17 protein-coding genes are annotated in these 18,169 nt (G+C 72.1%); 8 read left to right on the top strand and 9 right to left on the bottom strand.

From position 1 onward, the window contains the following. Nucleotides 1-544: 544 nt before the first annotated feature. The 4 genes from AC5R91_RS30490 to AC5R91_RS30475 all read right to left on the bottom strand — a co-directional run bounded on the left by AC5R91_RS30490 (nt 545) and on the right by AC5R91_RS30475 (nt 3,480). Nucleotides 545-1,402, bottom strand: coding sequence for an ABC transporter permease (locus AC5R91_RS30490; protein ID WP_495394734.1), 858 nt, complete (start codon nt 1,400-1,402; stop codon nt 545-547). Continuing rightward, the gene (locus AC5R91_RS30485) at nt 1,399-2,502 is read right to left on the bottom strand and encodes an ATP-binding cassette domain-containing protein (protein ID WP_495394733.1); all 1,104 of its coding nucleotides are present in this window, start codon (nt 2,500-2,502) and stop codon (nt 1,399-1,401) included. The genes AC5R91_RS30490 and AC5R91_RS30485 overlap by 4 nt, the downstream gene beginning before the upstream one ends. Before the next feature lie 502 nt (nt 2,503-3,004). Then, nucleotides 3,005-3,133 (bottom strand): HepT-like ribonuclease domain-containing protein, encoded by a 129-nt coding sequence (locus AC5R91_RS30480; RefSeq protein WP_495398089.1) that lies wholly within the window; start codon nt 3,131-3,133, stop codon nt 3,005-3,007. A gap of 56 nt (nt 3,134-3,189) precedes the next feature. After that, nucleotides 3,190-3,480, bottom strand: a complete 291-nt coding sequence (locus AC5R91_RS30475) for a nucleotidyltransferase family protein (protein ID WP_495394732.1) — start codon at nt 3,478-3,480, stop codon at nt 3,190-3,192. 92 nt (nt 3,481-3,572) lie between these two features. Between AC5R91_RS30475 and AC5R91_RS30470 the strand changes: the two genes are divergently transcribed. The 4 genes from AC5R91_RS30470 to AC5R91_RS30455 are packed head-to-tail and all read left to right on the top strand — an operon-like array spanning nt 3,573 to nt 5,957. Further along, nucleotides 3,573-4,058 carry a hypothetical protein gene (locus AC5R91_RS30470; RefSeq protein WP_495394731.1) on the top strand — a complete coding sequence of 162 codons (486 nt, stop codon included), beginning with the start codon at nt 3,573-3,575 and terminating at the stop codon, nt 4,056-4,058. Continuing rightward, complete coding sequence (locus tag AC5R91_RS30465) at nt 4,055-4,492, top strand: nuclear transport factor 2 family protein (RefSeq protein ID WP_495394730.1); 438 nt, start codon at nt 4,055-4,057, stop codon at nt 4,490-4,492. Before AC5R91_RS30470 ends, AC5R91_RS30465 begins: the two co-directional genes overlap by 4 nt. A 42-nt stretch (nt 4,493-4,534) precedes the next feature. After that, the gene (locus AC5R91_RS30460) at nt 4,535-4,984 is read left to right on the top strand and encodes a hypothetical protein (protein WP_495394729.1); all 450 of its coding nucleotides are present in this window, start codon (nt 4,535-4,537) and stop codon (nt 4,982-4,984) included. After that, nucleotides 4,974-5,957 carry a ferritin-like domain-containing protein gene (locus tag AC5R91_RS30455; RefSeq protein ID WP_495394728.1) on the top strand — a complete coding sequence of 328 codons (984 nt, stop codon included), beginning with the start codon at nt 4,974-4,976 and terminating at the stop codon, nt 5,955-5,957. The genes AC5R91_RS30460 and AC5R91_RS30455 overlap by 11 nt, the downstream gene beginning before the upstream one ends. A gap of 628 nt (nt 5,958-6,585) precedes the next feature. Here AC5R91_RS30455 and AC5R91_RS30450 read toward each other — a convergent pair. Continuing rightward, complete coding sequence (locus AC5R91_RS30450; RefSeq protein ID WP_495394727.1) at nt 6,586-7,425, bottom strand: cyclase family protein; 840 nt, start codon at nt 7,423-7,425, stop codon at nt 6,586-6,588. A 1,486-nt stretch (nt 7,426-8,911) separates the two neighbouring features. Here AC5R91_RS30450 and AC5R91_RS30445 point away from each other — a divergent pair. Further along, nucleotides 8,912-9,802, top strand: coding sequence for a DMT family transporter (locus AC5R91_RS30445; protein WP_495394726.1), 891 nt, complete (start codon nt 8,912-8,914; stop codon nt 9,800-9,802). 48 nt (nt 9,803-9,850) lie between these two features. Here AC5R91_RS30445 and AC5R91_RS30440 read toward each other — a convergent pair whose 3' ends face one another. From AC5R91_RS30440 to AC5R91_RS30430, 3 genes are all read right to left on the bottom strand, one after another. Then, nucleotides 9,851-10,924, bottom strand: a complete 1,074-nt coding sequence (locus AC5R91_RS30440) for an AIM24 family protein (RefSeq protein WP_495394725.1) — start codon at nt 10,922-10,924, stop codon at nt 9,851-9,853. 167 nt (nt 10,925-11,091) lie between these two features. Beyond that, nucleotides 11,092-11,769, bottom strand: a complete 678-nt coding sequence (locus tag AC5R91_RS30435; RefSeq protein WP_495394724.1) for an AIM24 family protein — start codon at nt 11,767-11,769, stop codon at nt 11,092-11,094. Nucleotides 11,770-11,830: 61 nt separating this feature from the next. Next, nucleotides 11,831-13,267 carry a TerD family protein gene (locus tag AC5R91_RS30430; RefSeq protein WP_495394723.1) on the bottom strand — a complete coding sequence of 479 codons (1,437 nt, stop codon included), beginning with the start codon at nt 13,265-13,267 and terminating at the stop codon, nt 11,831-11,833. Between the two features lie 234 nt (nt 13,268-13,501). On the opposite strand from AC5R91_RS30430, the gene AC5R91_RS30425 reads away from it, so the two are divergent. Together AC5R91_RS30425 and AC5R91_RS30420 are read left to right on the top strand one after the other, a co-directional pair. Next, nucleotides 13,502-14,509, top strand: a complete 1,008-nt coding sequence (locus AC5R91_RS30425) for an aldo/keto reductase (RefSeq protein WP_495394722.1) — start codon at nt 13,502-13,504, stop codon at nt 14,507-14,509. A gap of 359 nt (nt 14,510-14,868) precedes the next feature. Then, the gene (locus tag AC5R91_RS30420; RefSeq protein WP_495394721.1) at nt 14,869-16,416 is read left to right on the top strand and encodes an HNH endonuclease; all 1,548 of its coding nucleotides are present in this window, start codon (nt 14,869-14,871) and stop codon (nt 16,414-16,416) included. A gap of 29 nt (nt 16,417-16,445) precedes the next feature. Here the strand turns inward: AC5R91_RS30420 and AC5R91_RS30415 are convergent, their stop codons facing one another. After that, the gene (locus tag AC5R91_RS30415; RefSeq protein WP_044887389.1) at nt 16,446-17,015 is read right to left on the bottom strand and encodes an Ntn hydrolase family protein; all 570 of its coding nucleotides are present in this window, start codon (nt 17,013-17,015) and stop codon (nt 16,446-16,448) included. A 245-nt stretch (nt 17,016-17,260) separates the two neighbouring features. Here AC5R91_RS30415 and AC5R91_RS30410 point away from each other — a divergent pair, with 245 nt between their 5' ends. After that, a complete protein-coding gene (locus tag AC5R91_RS30410) occupies nt 17,261-18,040 on the top strand; it encodes a sporulation protein (protein ID WP_495394720.1) in 780 nt (259 codons plus the stop codon). The last annotated feature ends 129 nt before the right edge of the window (nt 18,041-18,169 follow it).

The raw sequence follows: 18,169 nt of genomic DNA, 5'->3' as shown, positions 1-18,169 counted from the left end.
CGCCGGCGGCCTGCGCCGCTACCTGGACGCGGCGCAGGGGCTGCGGGCGATGCGGTGGCCCGGCGTCGAACCGACCGGAGTCGAGCCCTGGGCGCTCGTCGGCGACGCGGTGGCCCTGGCCGCGTTCACTTGGCACGCCACCACCGCCGGCGATCTCGCCACCGGCGACGAGCTGTTCCGCTCCGGTCTCCGCCGGTGCGTCGACGTGATGCGGCGTGGCGACGCCGCGATCGACTATCCGGCGTGCGGAACGGTGCTGTTCGCGCTCGGTGCCTGGGGCCTTCGCGACGGCCGGCCGACCGGGACGACGGTGGGCGAGGCGGTGGAGCTGCTCGTGCTGGCGCAACGGTTCTCCTACGTCGCGACGGTCCCGTCGCTGGGGTGGGCGCGGGTCGAGGCGCTCGCCGAGCGCCGGGAGCCCGGGGCGCTCCCGGCGGTCCGGGCGGCCGATGACGATCGGCGCCCGGCGCAGCTGCTCGACGAGGTGCGCCTGCTCGTCGAACGGCTGGCCGGGCGGCTCGACGACGTCCCGCCGGACCACGGACTAGAGCTGCCGCTTGTAGCGGGCGACCGACAACGGCATGAAGATCACGACCACGACGAACCCGGTGAGCAGCGTCCAGCCCACCTGCCCGGTGATCACGCCGTTGTTGGCCAGGTCCCGGGTCGCGGAGACGAGATGTGACACCGGGTTGACCTTGGTGAAGGTCTCCAGCCAGCCCGGCATCGTCTTCGACGGCACGAACGCGTTGGACAGGAAGGTGAGCGGGAAGAGGATCATCATCGAGATGCCCTGCACGCCGCGGGCGGTGCGGGCGACCGTGCCGATCCAGGTGAACGCCCACGCGATCGCCCAGCCGGTGAGGACCGCCAGCACGATCGCGCCGAGCACGCCGAGCACCCCGCCGCCGGGTCGGTAGCCGAGGATCAGGCCCATCAGGTAGGTCAGGCTCGCCGCGATCAGGTACCGGACCAGGTCGGCGATCATCGGGCCGGCCAGTGGTGCGATCCGGGACATCGGCAGCGACCGGAATCGGTCGAAGACTCCCTTGTCCATGTCCTCCCGCAGCTGCGTCCCGGTGGCCATGCAGGTGGTGAGCACGGTCTGGGCGACGATGCCGGGGATCAGCAGCGGCAGGTAGCTGTGGACGTCGCCGGAGATCGCGCCGCCGAACACGTAGGCGAACATCGCGGTGAACAGCAGCGGCTGCAGCGCGACGTCGAAGAACTGTTCCGGGTTGCGGCGCATCTTCTTCAACGCCCGCCACGCCATCGCGAGGGTCTGGGTAAGGGTGTCCCCCACACCGACGCGGGCCCGCGTGCGGGCGACGGCGGCGGCCGGGTCGGCGGCCGGGGCCGGGCGCGGGGGCGCGGCGGTCGGATCGGCGAGAACGGTGTTCATCGGGCCATCTCCGTGGCGGTGTCGTCGAGGCTGGGCGTGTCCTGGTCGGGGACGGCTCCGGCCGGGCCGCCGGCCTCCGTCGGGTCGCCGGCATCGGTCGGGTCGCCGGCATCGGTCGGGTCGCCGGCATCGGTCGGGTCGCCGGCATCGGAACCGGTCGCGGTGCCATGGCCGGTGAGGGCGAAGAAGACCTCGTCGAGGGTCGGCTTGGCGACGCTGACCGAGGCGATCGCGACGGCGGCCTCGCGCAGCGCGATCAGCACGTCGGCGGCCCGGTCGGCGACGTCGAGCGGAACGTTCAGCCGACCGGACTCGGGGGTGGTGACCGGCTCCTCGCCGAGCACGCGGCGCACCACCGCGCGGGCGAGCGCCTGATCGGCTCCGGGGGCGAGCTGAAGTTGCAGGGTCGAGTCGCCAACCTGGGTCTTGAGCTCGTCCGGCGTGCCCTCGGCGACCTTGCGGCCGTGGTCGATCACGCAGATCCGGTCGGCGAGCTGGTCGGCCTCGTCCAGGTACTGGGTGGTGAGCAGGACGGTGCAGCCGTCGTCGACGAGCTCGCGGATGGTGTCCCACATCTGGCCGCGGGTGCGCGGGTCGAGGCCGGTCGTCGGCTCGTCCAGGAAGATCAGCGGCGGCCGGGTGATGAGGGAGGCGGCGAGGTCGAGGCGGCGGCGCATCCCGCCGGAGAACGCCGAGATCCGCCGCTCGGCGGCCTCGCCCAGACCGAACTGCTCCAGCAGTCGGCGCGCGGTGGTACGCGCGTCCGCCGAGCGCAGGCCCTGGAGTCGGCCGAACAGCCACAGGTTCTCGGCGGCGGTGAGGTCCTCGTCCACGGAGGCGTACTGGCCGGTCACGCCGATGAGCTGGCGGACCCGGTGGGGCTCGGCGGCGACGTCGACGCCGAAGATCTCGGCCCGGCCACCGTCGATCGGCAGCAGCGTGGCCAGCATCTTCAGCATCGTCGTCTTCCCGGCGCCGTTGGGCCCGAGCACTCCGAAGATCTCGCCGTGGCGCACCTCGAGATCGATCTCGTCGACGGCCCGAAATTCGCCGAACCTCTTGACCAGGCCGCCGGCCTGGACCGCGGGCGTTGGTGTCACACGACTTCCTTCCACGAGATGCGGGCCTGCTCCCACGGGAGGCAGGCAGGGCAGGGTGGTGCGATGCGGGCAGGGCGGTGCGGATGAAGAAGCGTCGCGGCCCGCAGTGGCGAGCGCGCTGAACATGACGCTAGACAACGGCGGTATCACCGCCCCTACACACCGGTTTCACCCGCCTTCGGCTGTGCCTCCGGTTCGACCGACAGGCAAACCGCTCAGCCGACAGCCGTCCAGCTCAGCCGACAGCCGTCCGACCCGCGCCGTCCGGCGAGCGGGTGCCGGCGAACGTGGCCCGGTAGGCGGCCGGCGCGACACCGAGGATGCGACGGCATGACGCAGCACTGCGTGGACACCACCGCACGGCAGGCCTCGCATGCCGGGTTCGTCGTCGGTTCCATCGTCCACCGGCGTCGCAGCCCCCGGCTGACCCCTCGCCGACCATGGGCAGCGGCAGGAGCGGGGTTTCCGCGCACTCATCTCTTCCCGGGTACGTGCGGGCGGATCAGCCGTCGGCCAACATCCTGCGGACCACCCGTTCGAGCTCTGGGAGCTTCTCCTGTAGCACCTGCCAGACGAGGGCGTCGTCGACGGTGGCGTAGCCGTGGATCAGGATGTTCCGGAAGGCGACTATCCGAGGGAGTTCGGGAATTGCCGAGGCGAGGTCTGGAGCGACTTTACTTGCGCGGGTCAGGCGGCATACAGAGGCTGCCTCGTGCGCAGGACCTGGTCGCGGAAGTAGGGATTGCGGATGCTGGTGACGCTGACGACGCCGACGGCGCGTCCCAGACGTTCGAGCCCCTCCTTGAGGGCGAAGTAGGTGCCGAGGTAGTCGAATCCGGAGCGGTCGGCGTCGAACTCGACCAGAACATCGACGTCGCTCGTGTCGAGGTCGAAGGCGTCGCTGGTCGCGGAGCCGAAGAGGTCGAGGCGCCGGATGCCCAGCCCGCGGCAGGCGGGTCGACGGCGCGGCCAGGCCATGGCCGGGCGCCGTGGCCAGCTCCGCAGGTCGCTCCCCTCCCGTTCCTGACTACCGGGTACGCCGTGTCCGCAGGTGAACTAACGTCCAGGCCATGACGACGGACCACATCGCGGGGCATCTGCGGGCCGGCGGCCACCCGCCCGGTGGCGTGCGGGACAGTGCCGACGTGCGGGTGGAGCAGCATCGCCTGCCGCAGACGTATGCCGCGTTCGCCGCGCTGCGCGACGCGACCGGCGAACAGGCCGCGGCGGTGGTGCAGGTCCTCGCGCTCTACGGCCATGCGGCCGACAACGATGACGCACAGCTGCTGGCGCAGGTGTTCGTCGACCCGCCGGCCCTCGATGGCGCGACGTCCCCCTCGCACCACACCGTCAACACGGAGGTGAAGCTGGTCCCCGGCGGCCTGGCTGCCTGGAGCCGGCTGGTGACGATCGCCGGCGACGGCAGCGTCGCGAGCGCCGACGTCGTCGACGTGCTCACCGAGACCCCCGCCGGCTGGCGCGTCGCCCGACGGACCGTCCACCCCCGCCACGGCGGCCCGGGCGCCGTCGCCGACGGGGAGGGACCGTGGGCGTGAGGATCGCGCCGGTCGACGCGGCCACCTACGCCGAGGTGTGCAGCCTGCTCGCCAAGCATCCGCACCTGTTCGACAACATCGCGCTCGGCGCCGCGCCGACGGCGTACACCGACGACGCGGTGATGGGCGGGGCGCCGCTGGCGCAGGTCACCAGCGGGCTCCCGTACGGGCGGGTGATGTTCCCGCACCACACCACCGACATCGCCGTCCACCGGGTCGACGACGACACGCTGCGGGTCTGGGCGAAGTACTTCGTGATACGCGGCGACGGCACCGCGGGATCGGGCGACTACCAGGACACCGTGGTCCGCACGCCGCAGGGCTGGCGAATCGCCGAGCGGTCCGTCACCCGCGGCAACCGGCCCAACGACGACCCCGACGGCCCCTCCACGCGGACCCTGTCCGCCACCACCTGGCTGCAGACCGACGGTTGACCGGCCGGGAGTCGACCGAGCGAGGTCTCCGCGGATCTGCCGGTGAGCGAGGTGCCCGGTGCCAAACCGGGAGCGCTGGCCCGGCCGCTGGGATCGCTGGCCGTGCGCAATCTGCTCCGCAGCGAGGTCCTGGGCCTGCCGGCCGGGCAGTCGGTCGCCCGGAAGGTCGGGGAAACACCGCTGACCGACCAGCAACTCGACTCCACCGGGCCCGCCTATCTCTGGTACGACCTCCTCCAGGAGGCCGAGCTGCTTGGTGAGTCACGGCATCTCGGACCGGTCGGCACCCGGATCGTGGCCGAGACGCCGGTCGGATTGACAAATGCCGATCCGCTCTCCTACCGGTCGGTCTACCCTGGATGGCAGCCGACGCTCGGCCGGGACGGCTCCTTCGGCATCGTCGACCTGCTCCGCTTCGCGGGCGTCGCGCCAGGCCAGGACACGGCGACGGCTCGCCCAGAACACACAAGGGGACGTTTCCGTGTCACCTAGAAGAACGATTCGCGAGACCGTCAAGAACGGGATCAACAGTGTCCCCGAACTGCAGGCCTCCCTGCTCACCGCCATCCAGCTGGAGTTCTCGACCATTCCGCCGTATCTGTGCGCCCAGTGGTCCGTCCCCGACAGCGGCGCCCCGGGCAGCGTGAGCTATGGCATCGGGAACGTGGCGGTCCAGGAAATGGGGCATTTCGGCCAGGTCTGCAACCTGTACACCGCCACCGGAGCCTCACTCAAGGGCGAGATCGCCACACCGGATCTCGTTCCCGTCTATCCGACCGTTGGACTGCCCGGCGGCGTCCATCCCGGTCTGGTCGTCGCGCTGGCACCGCTGGGAGACCAGGCGCTGCGAACGTTCATGGCCATCGAGTATCCGGAGAAGGGCCCCGTTGTGCCGCCGCCCCCGGACGCGCCGCCGCCGCCCCCGCCGCCGGCAGAGCCGACCATCGGCCAGTTCTACGACGCGATCAGCACTGGATTCGAGACCGTCTTCCCCACAGGTTCGCTGCCACAGTACCCGGTGCCGAACCAGGTGAGTTATGCCGACCTGCTGTCCGCCATCGACACGGTCGAGGATGCCGTGAACGCCATCAGCGAGATCACCGTGCAGGGCGAGGGTACCAGCGCATCGCCCGAGGAGGGCACATTTGATCCAGGCACGCTCGCGCATTACTACACGTTCGCGGAGATCTACTACGGTAGGACGATAATCCAGGTGGGGTCTGGCTTCGAGTACTCGGGCGCCAGCATAGAAAGGCCGGCGGTCTACGATTTCTCGCCCCAACAGTCAGGCGCACCCGATCAGGACGAGTTCATCGACACGTTCACGCAACTCTTGAGGAGCCTGGAAGCCTGCTGGACCGACGGCTCCGACATCAGTGAACAGTTCATCGCGATGAATTCCCTGCAGTCCGCGGGCACCGCTTTGATCAAGAACGGGTTCGCCCCTCAGTTCACGTTCGCGTAGATCACCGCCGACCTGGTGCGCGACGTTCCGGATGTCCATGGCGGCGTCGTTGACGGTGGCGACCGGCGATGGCAGCGCGCAGACGCGACGGTCGCGACACCCCGGACACGCCGGCACTGGTGCCGCGCGGTCGACGTCTGTCAGGCTCCAAGACCCCTCGGGCTATTCGCAGTTTCGCGGTTCGGACTACACTCCGGTCCCCCGGAGATCTTCCGTTTTCGGGAAGAACCATGACGATCCATAGGGGGGTCCGATGACCGAGGCAAACTATCCGACGGGCAGCGAGCAGAGGGCTGCGCCGCGCGCCGACCTGTGGCCGGCTCAGACACCGAATGCGCCGCTGTCACCCCAGCCCGGCTGGGCCGCCGCCTCGACTCAGCCTCCGTTCGGCGCGACTCCCCCCATCCCCCGCAAGCAGGGCGCGTGGGGCCTGTGGTGGCTCTGCATGATCACATTCTCGATCTACTACTTCATCTGGTACGACAGGATCAACAGCGAGCTGTCCACAATCCTCGGCCAGCCGCGCGCGGCGAACAGCCAGTGGTGGAACCAGATCATCCCAATCTGGGGCCTCGTCGGCCTTGGCGCCACAGCCAAACGACTCAACGCCGCGCATGCGCTCGTCGGCTCACCGACCCGGGTCGGTGTCTTCACGTCCTGGTTCTGGGCGCCAGGCTGGTTCGGCTCGCAGACCCGCTATCTGCAGCGACGCGTCAACATTCTGCATGACGTGCTGGCCTCGCGGACCGCCCACCGAGGGTACTGATCCCATGTTGCCCGGCGGCGACAGGCAGCCCGTCTGAACCACGGCGACGGCGCGCACGGGGAAGGTGCCCATGCCGCGCACGGGCGCGGGCAGCACGGTGAGTCGGACCGGCTCGCCGTCGGGCAACTCGTCCAGGGCGGTGAGGTGCTCGACGATCGGGATGCCGGCGCCGAGCAGATCCTGGTGGGCGGGACGGGCCAGGTCGTCGACGTCGTCGATGTTCAGCGAGTCGATGCCGACCAGCAGCGCGCCAGCGGCGACGAGGGCCTCGACGGCCGCCCGGGTCAGGTGCGGCGCCGGGCCGAAGTACGCCTCGCTCCCCCAGTGCCGGGCATGGCCCGTGTGGACGAGCACGGCCCGCCCGGCGAGCTCGGCGGCGGCCGGCAGCCGATCGGCGCCCACGGCCCGTGCCCCGCCCGCTCGGACCACCACGGCCGGCACGTCGACCAGCCGGGCCAGATCGAGCGCCGCGACGTCCGGGCCGTCGGCGTGGAAGTGGAACGGGGCGTCGAGGTAGGTCCCGGTGTTCGCGACGAGGTCGACGGCGGCGATGTGGAAGGACACCCCGGGTGCGAGCCGCTCCCCCGAGGCGGCCCGACTGGTCCATGTGGAGATCCGCGGACCGGGCAGGCCCGGGTAGGTCACCATGCCGTCGACGATGGGGTGGGACAGGTCGACGATGCGGCGGTCCCCGACAGGCATGGCGCGCTCCTTGCGTCCACGGCACGGTTGCAGTGCCGCCACGCTACCGGTGCGGCCACAGCTACCGGGACCGTGCGCGCCGCGGCCGGCGAACCGTCCCTGCCCGGCGCGGGCGGCGGTGGGGTCGCTCGGGGGCGACCCGGTCCGCCCGCCCGCGCCGGGGGGTGCCCAGCGGTCAGCCGTCGGTGCCGGTCACCGGCGCGGGCGGCGGGCCGGCGGGCGACGAGCGCCCGCGCGGGACGAGCGTCGGCCGGGGGCATGGCGGCCGACGCGCGAGGGGTGACCGCTGGGCCGGAACCCGCCTCGGGGCGGCGCCCGGCGGCGTGGACTCCGCCGGAAGCCGCGGAGGCGGAGCGGACGGCGACGCATGCCGCGGCCATCCCGCCGGGGCCGACGGATGGCGCGGCGCCGGCGCTGCCGGCGGGGTCCGTGGTTGCGGGAGCTGCGGGGGCGCCGCCGGCCGAGAGGACGGGGGCACGGTCCTCGGCGCGGGGGTTCTTTCGGGTTCGGCGGCCGGGTTCTCCCGCCCGGCGTCGCCGGGGGCGTCGTCGCCCGTCGGGGCGGGCGCGCCCTCGTCCGGAGCGGGGGTACTCGGCTCGCTCGTTCCCGCGTCGTCTCCGGACGCGGCGACAGCCGGCGCCGCGGAGGCGGCCTTGGTTCCGGCGCTCGCGCTATCCCCCGCGGCGACCGCAGCCGGCGCCGGCTCCGCCGAAGTGCCGGCGGACGGAACGGCGGGAGACGGAACGGCGGCGGACGGGACCCCGGCGGGCGGTGACACGGCCAGGCGGGGTCTCGGAATGAGCGGGAACGTGGGAGTGGCAGGAGTGGCAGGAGTGGCAGTAGGTGCGGAGACGGGCTCGTCGGCGTCGGGAGGACCGACACCGGCGTCCTTGCGGGTCCGCTCGGGCAGCGGTCCCCAGGCGTCGGCGTCGACGGTCGACGTCGCCCACTGCTCGTATGGATCTCGGTCGGGTGGGAACGTCTCGGGGTCGGGCGTGTGGCGGGTCAGTCCCACCGCCGCCGCGAGCACGAGTACTAGTCCCCCCAGAATCAGCACCGGCGTCAGCATCGCCGTCCTTCCCCCCCGAACAGGTCACCGCGGGCCCGCCCCCCTGCCTGAAATCAAGGACGGGAAGGCCCGATCGGTCCCGCATTCCTGTCATGCGCGGGCAAGTGACAACGTACGGGTGACCAGCCCGGACGGGGCCCATATCGATGACACGCAGCGAGGTAGCCGGTTCGGGTGGTAAGGCCGCTCGACCGGCGCCAAGGCCACGGGTCCGGACCAGGCTGGACCGGTACATTACGGGCCATAGACTCCAACGTGCCCGGCCCGGATGATCATCCTCAGCCGGTCGGTCCCGGGCCCAGCCGCGGTCTGGGCACAGGTGCCCGCGACGGCAGCGCGGCCGCGACGCGACCGCTGCCCCGCCCCGCGCCGGCCGCCGCCGGCCGGGACCGCACCCACTGATCGCCCACACCGCCCGTGCCGCTCTTCATCCCGCTCGCGCTGCTCGCCGCGTTCCTGTTGGCGTCGTCGGCTGCTCTCCAACAGCGCGCCGCGGGCCGCAGCCGGTTCGCGGCCCGCGACGACCACGACATGGCCGTGCCCGGGTTCGGGCATCTGCTCGACCTCGTCCGCGAGCCGTTATGGCTGGTGGGCTGGCTGACGAACCTCGCCGGCTTCCTCACCCAGGCCCTGGCGCTGCATCTCGGATCGCTCGCCGAGGTGCAGCCGCTCATGGTCACCCAGCTACTGTTCGCGCTCCCCCTCGGGCTGGTGGGCACCCGCCTGCGGATGGCCCGCACGGCCTGGTGGGCCATTGCGGCGATCTGCGCCGGGCTCGCACTGCTGCTCGGCGTGCAGGATCGGCTACCCACCCGCCCGCCGCTCGACCAGGAACGCCTCGTGTTGGCGATCATTGCCATCGCCACGCTGGCCGCGGCGTTGGTCGCCGCGTCGCGCGGGCGGGGACCGGCGGCACGGGCGGCGCTGTTCGGCGTCGCCGCCGGATTGTTCTTCGCGCTCAGCGCGCTGCTGCTCAAGCAGGCGACCGACGAAACCCTCGACAACGGGTTCGACGCGACAGTGACGCACTGGTTCGCCTATGCCCTGTGCGGGGTGACACTGACGAGCCTGTGTCTAGGTCAGATGGCCTACGCGGTCGGTCCGCTGACCGCGGCGGTCACCGCCATGAACATCACCAACCCGACCGCCGCGTACGCACTCGGCGTCCTGGTGTTCGGGGTCCCCGCTCCGAGGGGGTCCGGGGTCATCGCGGGCGTCGCGGTCTCCGCCATCCTGGTCGTGGGCGGGGTGTTCCTGCTCTCGCGGGCGAGCGCGCTGCCCCGCCCGCGTCGACCACCGGCGACGTAGCGCCGCGCCCGCCCCGGCGCAGTCGGCCGGCCGACCAACCCGAGGGCGTCAGCGGTTGCCGAACAGGCCGCCCATGCCGCCGCCGCCGAAACCACCGAAACCGCCGCCGCCGAAGCCACCGCCCGGCCCGCCCTGGCCGCCCTGGCCGTGGTGGCCGCCGAGCTGGTTGCCGGCGAAGCCGCCCTGGCCGAGACCGAAATGACCGGCCGCGCCGGCGCCGGCCAGCGCGTTGTACGGGGGCAGCAGCTCGCAGGGTTGCACGATGACGAAGCCCTCGCCGCTGAACTGCATCTGCCAGCTTTCCCCGGTGTTGCCGCGCGGCCGCCACACCGCCGAGGACGTCACCGCCGCCTGCATCGACACCTGCAGGTTCGTCGACCAGCCGACGACGGCGTCCGCGTCGGCGAAGTAGTAGTTCTGGTGGGTGACGTGCATGACCAGCGGCGCGCCCGACGTGCAGACCGCGACCTTGCCGTTGCCACGCAGCTCCACCTGGTAGGAGCCGACGCCGGCGATGCCGACCTGGCTGTCGACCCGGACCAGGTCCCAGTTCAGGTCGGAGTTGAACGCGAGGACGTTCTTGCCGTCGACGGTCAGCCCGTCGCCGGCCAGGTCGAGGATGTGGATGTCCTGCGCCTGGTTGGCGAGGAAGACCGAGCCGGAGCCGGAGACCTGCATGAGGTTGAGGCCCTCGCCGCCGCTGAAGAAGCTGCGGAAGTGCCCTCCCCAGCCCTCCCAGTGGGCGTCGAAGTTCGCGGCACCCTGGTAGGCGACCATCGCGCCCTTGCGGGCGTAGAACTCACGCATCCCGCGGGCGCCGAGTGTCGCCCGCAGCATCTTGCTGTTCTGCAGGGAGAACGGCTCGTCGGAGGGCCGTTCTGGATTGTCGAGGAGGCTGCTACGGATCCCGCCGGCCGGCCCACCCGGACCGCCCGGGTAGCCCCCGCCGGGGCCGGGCTGACCGGGCGCGGGCGGATAACCCTGGCCGGGACCGCCCGGGTAGCCACCCTGACCGGGACCGCCGGGACCCGGCGGGTAGCCGCCACCCGGACCCGGATAGCCCGGACCGGGAGGCGGGTAACCGGGGCCGCCCGGACCGCCGTACGCTCCGCCCTGCGTCATGTCGCAGTCCTCTCCGCCGTCCGCAGCGCCCGGCGCGCGCCGCCGCCGTTCATCCCGTCAACGAACCGCCCGCCGTCCAAGTACCGCCCACCGCGAACGAACCGCCCACCGCGAACGATCCGCGCGCCGTCCAGGAGGCGCATGCCGTCACCGGATGCCATGTCGCGTCAGCCCCGCAGCGACATGTTCGGCCGCTCGTCCTCGCTCGGCTGGACGACGACGAAGCCCTGCCCGGAGAACCCGAGCTGGAAGGCCTCGCCGGAGCCGCGCCCGATCAGGCCGCCGAGGCGGGCGGTGCGCCGGGGCTCGACGCGCAGGCCGTCGGTGTAGGCGACGAGGGCGTCGGTGTCGACGAACGTCGGCGCCTCCCGGGTGTCGAGCACGATCGGGTTGCCCTTCGCGGTCAGGGCGACCCAGCCATGGCCGCGCAGCACCACGTTGAACATCCCCATCCCGGACAGCATCGTGACGCCGCGGACGCGTTCGATCTTCCACTCCAGCGCCGCGTCGAAGGCCAGGATGTTCTTGCCGTTGACCGACAGGCCCTCGCCGGCGAGCTGCGCGACGATGACCTCCTTGCCGTAGTCGGCGAGGTAGAGCAACCCCTGGCCGGTCGCCGTCATCAGCGGCACGCCCTCGCCGGTCGCCCAGGACGACGCGATCCGGCCGAGCTGCGGCGGCTGCGGGTTGAAGTCGATCAGCCCCTCATAGGCGATCATGGACCCGACCCGGGCGAACAGATCCTGCCCGGGGTTCATGACCACCTTGGCGATCTTGGAGCCGTGCTTGCTCATCCGCTCGAAGACGGGCGTCGGCCCGTAGTGCTGGATCAGGCTGCCCTGCACGGCCCGCTCCCTCCCGCCGGCGGGCGACCCGCCGGGCACGCTCCCGCGATCGTCGTCACGCTCAGACCTCGTACGGCTGGACGACGACGAAATGACCGGCGAACCCCATGAACTGCAGGGCCAGGGCCTCCCCGCTGCTGCCGGCGTAGATCTGCCGGGAGATCCGCACCTGCGTCGAGACGCTGACCCGCATGCCGGTGGTCCACGCGACCAGCGCGTTCATGTCCGCGAACGTCGGGCCCTGCACGGGCAGGGTCATCGGCGATCCCTTGGTCATGACGACCACCGAGCCCGGCCCGGAGACCTCGAAGTGGAACAGGCCGCCGCCGGGGATGCCGGCGCTCTCGATCCGGCGCACCTCGGTGCGGACGGTGGCGTCCATCGCCAGCAGGTTCTTCGCGTTGATACACAGCGACGAGCTGCCGAGCTCGACGATGTGCAGGTCCGCGGCGTCCTGGGCGAGGAAGACCTCGCCTGATCCCTTGCAGGTCATGAGCTTGAGGCTCTGACCGGTCAGCTTGCCCTCGATGAGGCCGCGCAGCCCGCCGCCTTTGTAGTCGAACTCGACGTTGCCCTGGTAGGCGACCATCGACCCGCGCAGCGCCAGCGCGTCCGGGCCGAGCGTGACCTTGACCAGCTTGCCGTTCTGCTGGGTCCAGCGCCCGGCCGTCGGCACCTCCCGGTACGGGGCGAGGCTGTTCATCGCCCCCGGCGGGGTCGGCTGGACCTGCGACGGCAGCGGCTCGGGACCACCGAACGCGCCCACCGGCGGCTGGGCGCCGGGCATGCCGCCGGGCACCGGCGCGCCGCCGTACCCGGGGCCGGCGGGGGGCGGCCCGCCGGCCGGGGCTGGCTGACCCGGCGCGCCGGGAGGCGGGGTGGGCGCCTTGCGCTGATTGTGGCGGGGCGGCGCGGCCGGCGGGGCGGCGAAGCTCGGCGGCGCCGGTGCGGCGGAGGCGGGGGGCGGCTCCTCCTCGGCGACCTCGCCGCCGTAGGAGCGGATGAGCTCGGCGAGGCCGCCCTGGAAGCCCTGGCCGACCGCGGCGACGCGCCACACGCCCTTGCGGTAGAGGTCGCCGATCATCACCGCGCGTTCGCTGGTGAAGTCGGCGCCGGTGAAGGAGTAGCGCAGCACCTCGGCGCCGCCGACGACGATGCGCAGGTAGCCCGACGTGATCGCCGCGGCGCTGCCCACGCCGTCCAGCGCCGCACAGAACGACAGCCGGCCGATCGAGGCGGGCACCCGGTCGAGGCTGACCCGGAACGCCTGGGTGTCCCCGGCCTGCGGGCCGAGGAGCTCGACGGACTTCTCCGGCGAGGAGGGCTGGTTGAAGAAGACGAAGTACCGGTCGTCGGAGAGGCGGTCGTCGCCGTCCAGGCCGAAGCAGGAGACGTCCCACTCCCCCGGCGCGCTGATCTGGATCCCGACGTACAGGTCGGTGCTCTGGGTGACCGCCGAGAGCTGCGCCTTCTGCCCGCGGCTGAACTGGGTGACCAACGCGCTCCCTCCACTCGCCTGCCGCCGCCCCGACGCCTGCCGGGACGGCCGGCGGCCCGGCCCACCGCCTGCGCCCGCATCCACGCACGAATCGGACTGCGGGCAAGGTAGCAGCTACCCACCTGCCCAGCCGAACACTCCGGGCACGCGGGCGCTGTCACCCACGGGACACCATGCGCGCGTGACCGTAACAGGTCACCAGCGTGACACCTCCTCTCGCGTCCCGTGGGGAGGATGGCGTTCACTGGGCGAATGCGCTACGTGGAGGGCACCGTCACCACCAGTCCGAAGAGGATTTCGAAGATCGGTCTGGGTACCTGGCAGTTCGGGTCCGGGCAGTGGGGCTACGGCAGCCGCTACGCCGACACCGACGCCGCGCTCATCGTCCGCCGGGCGCTCGAGCTCGGGATCACCCTGTTCGACTCGGCGGAGGTCTACGGCCTGGGACGCAGCGAGCGCATCCTCGGCGCGGCGCTGGCCGCGGTTCCCGGCGCGCTCGACCGGGCGTACGTGGCGACCAAGTTCCTGCCGATCGTGCCGGTGGGCCCGGTCGTCGAGCAGCGCGCGGTCGCCAGCGCGCACCGCCTCGGAGTGCGCCACCTCGACCTCTACCAGGTGCACCAGCCCAACCCGGCGATCCGGGACCGCTGGACGATGCGGGGCATGGCCGCGCTGCGGTCCGTGGGCCTCGTCGGGGACGTCGGGGTCAGCAACTACTCGCTGGCCCGCTGGCAGGAGGCCGACGCGGCCCTCGGCGCGCCGGTGCTGTCCAACCAGGTGGAGTACAGCCTGGCCCGGCCGCGCCGTGGCGCCGCGCTGCTCGACTTCGCCGCCCGCGAGTCCCGGATCGTCATCGCCTGGAGCCCGCTTGCCCAGGGCCTGCTGTCGGGCCGCTACGACGTGACCAACCGCCCGAGCGGACGGGTTCGGGGCGCCAACACGCTGTTCGGAACCGAGAACCTCGCCCGGGCGACGCCCCTGCTCGACGTGCTGCGCGAGGTCGCCGCCGCGCACGGGGCGAGCCCCACCCAGATCGCGCTGGCCTGGGCGATCCGCCATCCGCAGGTCGTGGCGATCCCGGGGGCGTCCGGCGTCGCCCAGGTGGAGAGCAACGCCGCGGCGGCCGACCTCGACCTCGCCGCCGACGAGTACGCCGCGCTCAGCGCCGCCGCCGACCGCTTCACCCCGGTCGCCGGCCCCCGCGCGCTCGCCGCACTGGCCGTGGAGCGCCTGCGTCGCTGACCCACCCACGCCCTGCCACACCGACAAGCTGATCCGCACCGACCCGAAGTGGAGCGGCGTCAACCCGACCGGGGTGTACGTGTGGAGCGTGCGCAGCGCCGAGTCCGCGCTGCAGCCGCTGTCTCGATCCGCACATGCCCGCCGGGGCAGGGGCTCGGGTCCGCACGGTGGTGTGTGGCGGTGTTCCGCGGAACATCAAGGTCGTCTCTGGGTGTGGTACTGGTTGCAGCATCGGAGGGCCTTCCCGCACCGCCGCGATCCGACCCGCCCTGGTTGATCCTGTGGTGGGTTTTTGTCGGTGCCGGGTGCGACGATGCCGGTGTCCGTCGACCGATGACACCTCTGGCCCGGTGATCCTGATGAGCACAGCGTCCACGTCCCCTCCTCCCCTGCCGTCCCTCCTGTCGTCGGAGGTGTCCGCGCTGATCGGCGTGGATGTCGAGGCGGTGCCGTTGGAGGAGGTGGAGGAGGTGATCTGCCGGTGGGCGGGGCGGATCGCGGCGGCGACGTGTGGGTGGCTGCTGGCAGTGGCGGCGTTCGATCGGCGTGGGGGCTGGTCGGGGGTCGGGATGGGTTCGTGTGCGCACTGGCTGGCGTGGCGGTGCGGCCTCGGCCTGCGCACCGCCCGCGAACAGGTCGCCACCGCCCGGGCGTTGGAGGGCCTTCCGCTGATCCGCGCGGCGTTCGCGGCGGGCATGCTGTCGTATGCGAAGGTCCGCGCGGTGACCCGGGTCGCCGATTCCGCGACCGAAGGCATGTGGCTGACCCGGGCTCGGCGCTGCTCGGCGGGGCAGATGGAACGTCTCGTCCGTTCCTACCGGCAGGCCAACGGGGACCCGAAGACCCGTCAGGCGGCACGGCGGGTGACGTGGACGTTTGACGGCGACGGGATGCTGCGTCTGCGTGCGGTGTTGTCCGCGGACGAGGGTGCCCGGCTGATCGCGGCGTTGAACGCCGCCCGGACCAGCCTGGAGGACACCGCCCCCCTCGCCCCCGACCACCCCCCAGCCGACGGCGAAGCATCAGACTGCGAAGCCGCCGCGGGCGGCACCGGCACGGGCGATGCGGGTGCGGGTGATGCGGTGGGCGATGGGATGCCGGCGGACGGGGAGAGGGTCGGGGCGGGGCGGGATCGCCAGCGTGACGCCGACGCGCTGGTCGCGTTGGCTGACGGGTTCCTCGACCGGCCCGCTCCGGGCCTGATGAACCCCGGGCACACCCTGACCGTGCAACTCACCACAGACGACGGCACCATGGCCGCCGATGATGCAGGCGGTGGGGACGACGCCGCGGACCTACAGGAAAGCCCCGCAGACAGGGCATGCGACCCGGCCGGGTCGGAAAGCAGCGCCGAGGGGCTGTGGGGGGTGGCGCGGATCGGGACCGGGGCGTGGGCGCAGGTCGACGGGGGCGTCGGGCTGTCGCGGCACGTTCTGGAGCGTCTGGGCTGCGACGGGCTGATCCGCGCTCTGGTCACCGACCCTGACGGCAACCCGCTGCACCTTGGCCGGCGGCACCGTTTCCCCGGACAGCGGCTGCGTGACGCCGTCTACCTGCGCGACCAGGGCCACTGCCAGTACCCGGGCTGCGGGCATACCCGCTGGCTGCACCTGCACCACCTCACCTGGTGGGGCCGCGGAGGCGACACGGACATCGATCGGCTGCTGCTGCTCTGCTCGACCCATCATCGGGCGGTGCACGACGAGAACATCAGCCTCAGCCGGGACACGGATGGCACCGTCACCGCACGCACTGTCGACGGCCGGGTTCTCGTCGGAGCACCACCCATCGTCCCCGGGCCGCAGCCGGCGGGGATCCTCGCCCGCGCCACCCGGCACGTCGAGTCCATCCACGCACTCCGCCAACGCCGGAGGCGGCCCGCCAAGCCGGGGACAACGCCAGAATGACCGCGCACGGCTGATCCCACCGACGGTGGTCAGCCGGCGTTGACGGAGCCGTCGGGGGCGTAGACGTCGTCGGAGGAGATGATGTGGAACGGCGGGCAGACGCCCGTCGAATGGTGGGCGGCGGCCTCCAGCGCGAGCTGCACGCGCTGCTCCGCGTCGAGGCCGCGGGTGCTGTGCAGGGAGCCGCAGGCGTACTCGTCGCCGCTGCCGACGGCGTAGTAGTCGTCGACGCTGCGGCCGATCTGGTAGTCCGAGTCGATGCGGTAGAGGTGCCCGCGGATCCCGACGAGGAACAGCCCGCCGCTTTCGTTGCCGGAGTCGTTGCGCGCGAACCCACCCTCGCGCAGGCAGTCGCGGACGACCGCGATGAAGTCGGTCGCCATGAACCGGTCAAGGTCCCAGTCCTGTGGCACGGGCGGGACGAGGCTGTAGCGGAGTAGCTGGCCCATCCGGAACGAGTCGGTGAAGCCCATGATGAACTCACCGTTACGGAACACCTTGGTGTCCGCGCGCACGGTGATGGACCAACCGGCTACACCGGCGCTGTCCCCACCGATCACGACCCGGCCGTCCTGCTGAACCCCGACGATGCAGGTCACGAAGCGGAATGGTACCGGTTCGCCCCGCAGGCGGATGCCCCGCCCCGTCGGCGTCCTCCGCCTTCGTCACGGACTGTCCCGAGCGTCCCGACCGATGTCACCTTGCCGACCTGCGGCTGTTTCCCTCGGTCGGGCTGTCGTAGAGATGTGAGAGCGTGTCCGGCGGTCGCGCCATCACGCGGCGACGGACGGGCACGCTCCCGGCGACGGCGCCGGGATCAGTCGACGAAGGGGACGGACGCACGATGGGGATGAAGCGGTTCATGTCGCGGCTCGGCGTGGGGGGTGCCGAGGTCGAGACCGTGCTGGACCGTCCGGAGACGCTGCCGGGTCAGGTCGTGACCGGCACGACGACGATCACCGGCGGCAAGGTCGACCAGGAGATCGAGAAGGTCCTCGTCGCGTTGGAGGCGACGGTCGAGGTCGAGCGGGACGACTCGACCTGGTATGAGCAGGTCACCTTCGGCACCCAGCAGGTCGGCGGGGGCTTCACCATCAACCCGGGCCAGCAGATCAGCGGCCGGTTCGAGCTGCCCGTGCCGTGGCAGACGCCGATCACCGACGTCGGCGGCTGGCACCTGCACGGCATGAAGATCGGCGTGCGGACGAAGCTGGCGATTCCCGGCGCGGTCGACCCGGGCGACCTGGATCCGGTGGGCGTGCATCCCCTGCCGGTGCAGGAGGCGGTGCTGGCGGCGCTCGGCGACCTGGGTTTCCACTTCAAGTCCGCGGACGTCGAGAAGGGCCGGCTGCACGGCTCCGAGCTGCCCTTCTACCAGGAGATCGAGCTCAAGCCGGCCGGCGAGTACGCCCGGCGGATCTCCGAGCTGGAGGTGACCTTCCTCGTCGACGGCGCCGGGATGGACGTCGTGCTCGAGGCCGACCGCCGCGGCGGGTTGCTGTCCTCCGGCCGCGACGAGCTCAGCCGCTTCCGCCTCGCCCACCACGACACCGACCGGCACGCCCTCACCGGCCTGCTCCACCAGCAGCTCGAGCACCTCGGCCGCCGCCGCGGCTGGTTCTGATCCCCGCCGGCCACCGCCCGGCGGGGGCTGTCCAGACCCGGGAGCCGGGGCGCCCGGGTCCGGAGGTGCCTGATTCCGGTGGCCCGCGGGTAGATACTGGGTATGCCATACCGCGTATGGTGTCCCAGG

The sequence above is a fragment of the Frankia sp. BMG5.60 genome (assembly GCF_059428125.1).
This window is presented reverse-complemented; position numbering and strand designations above follow the sequence as displayed.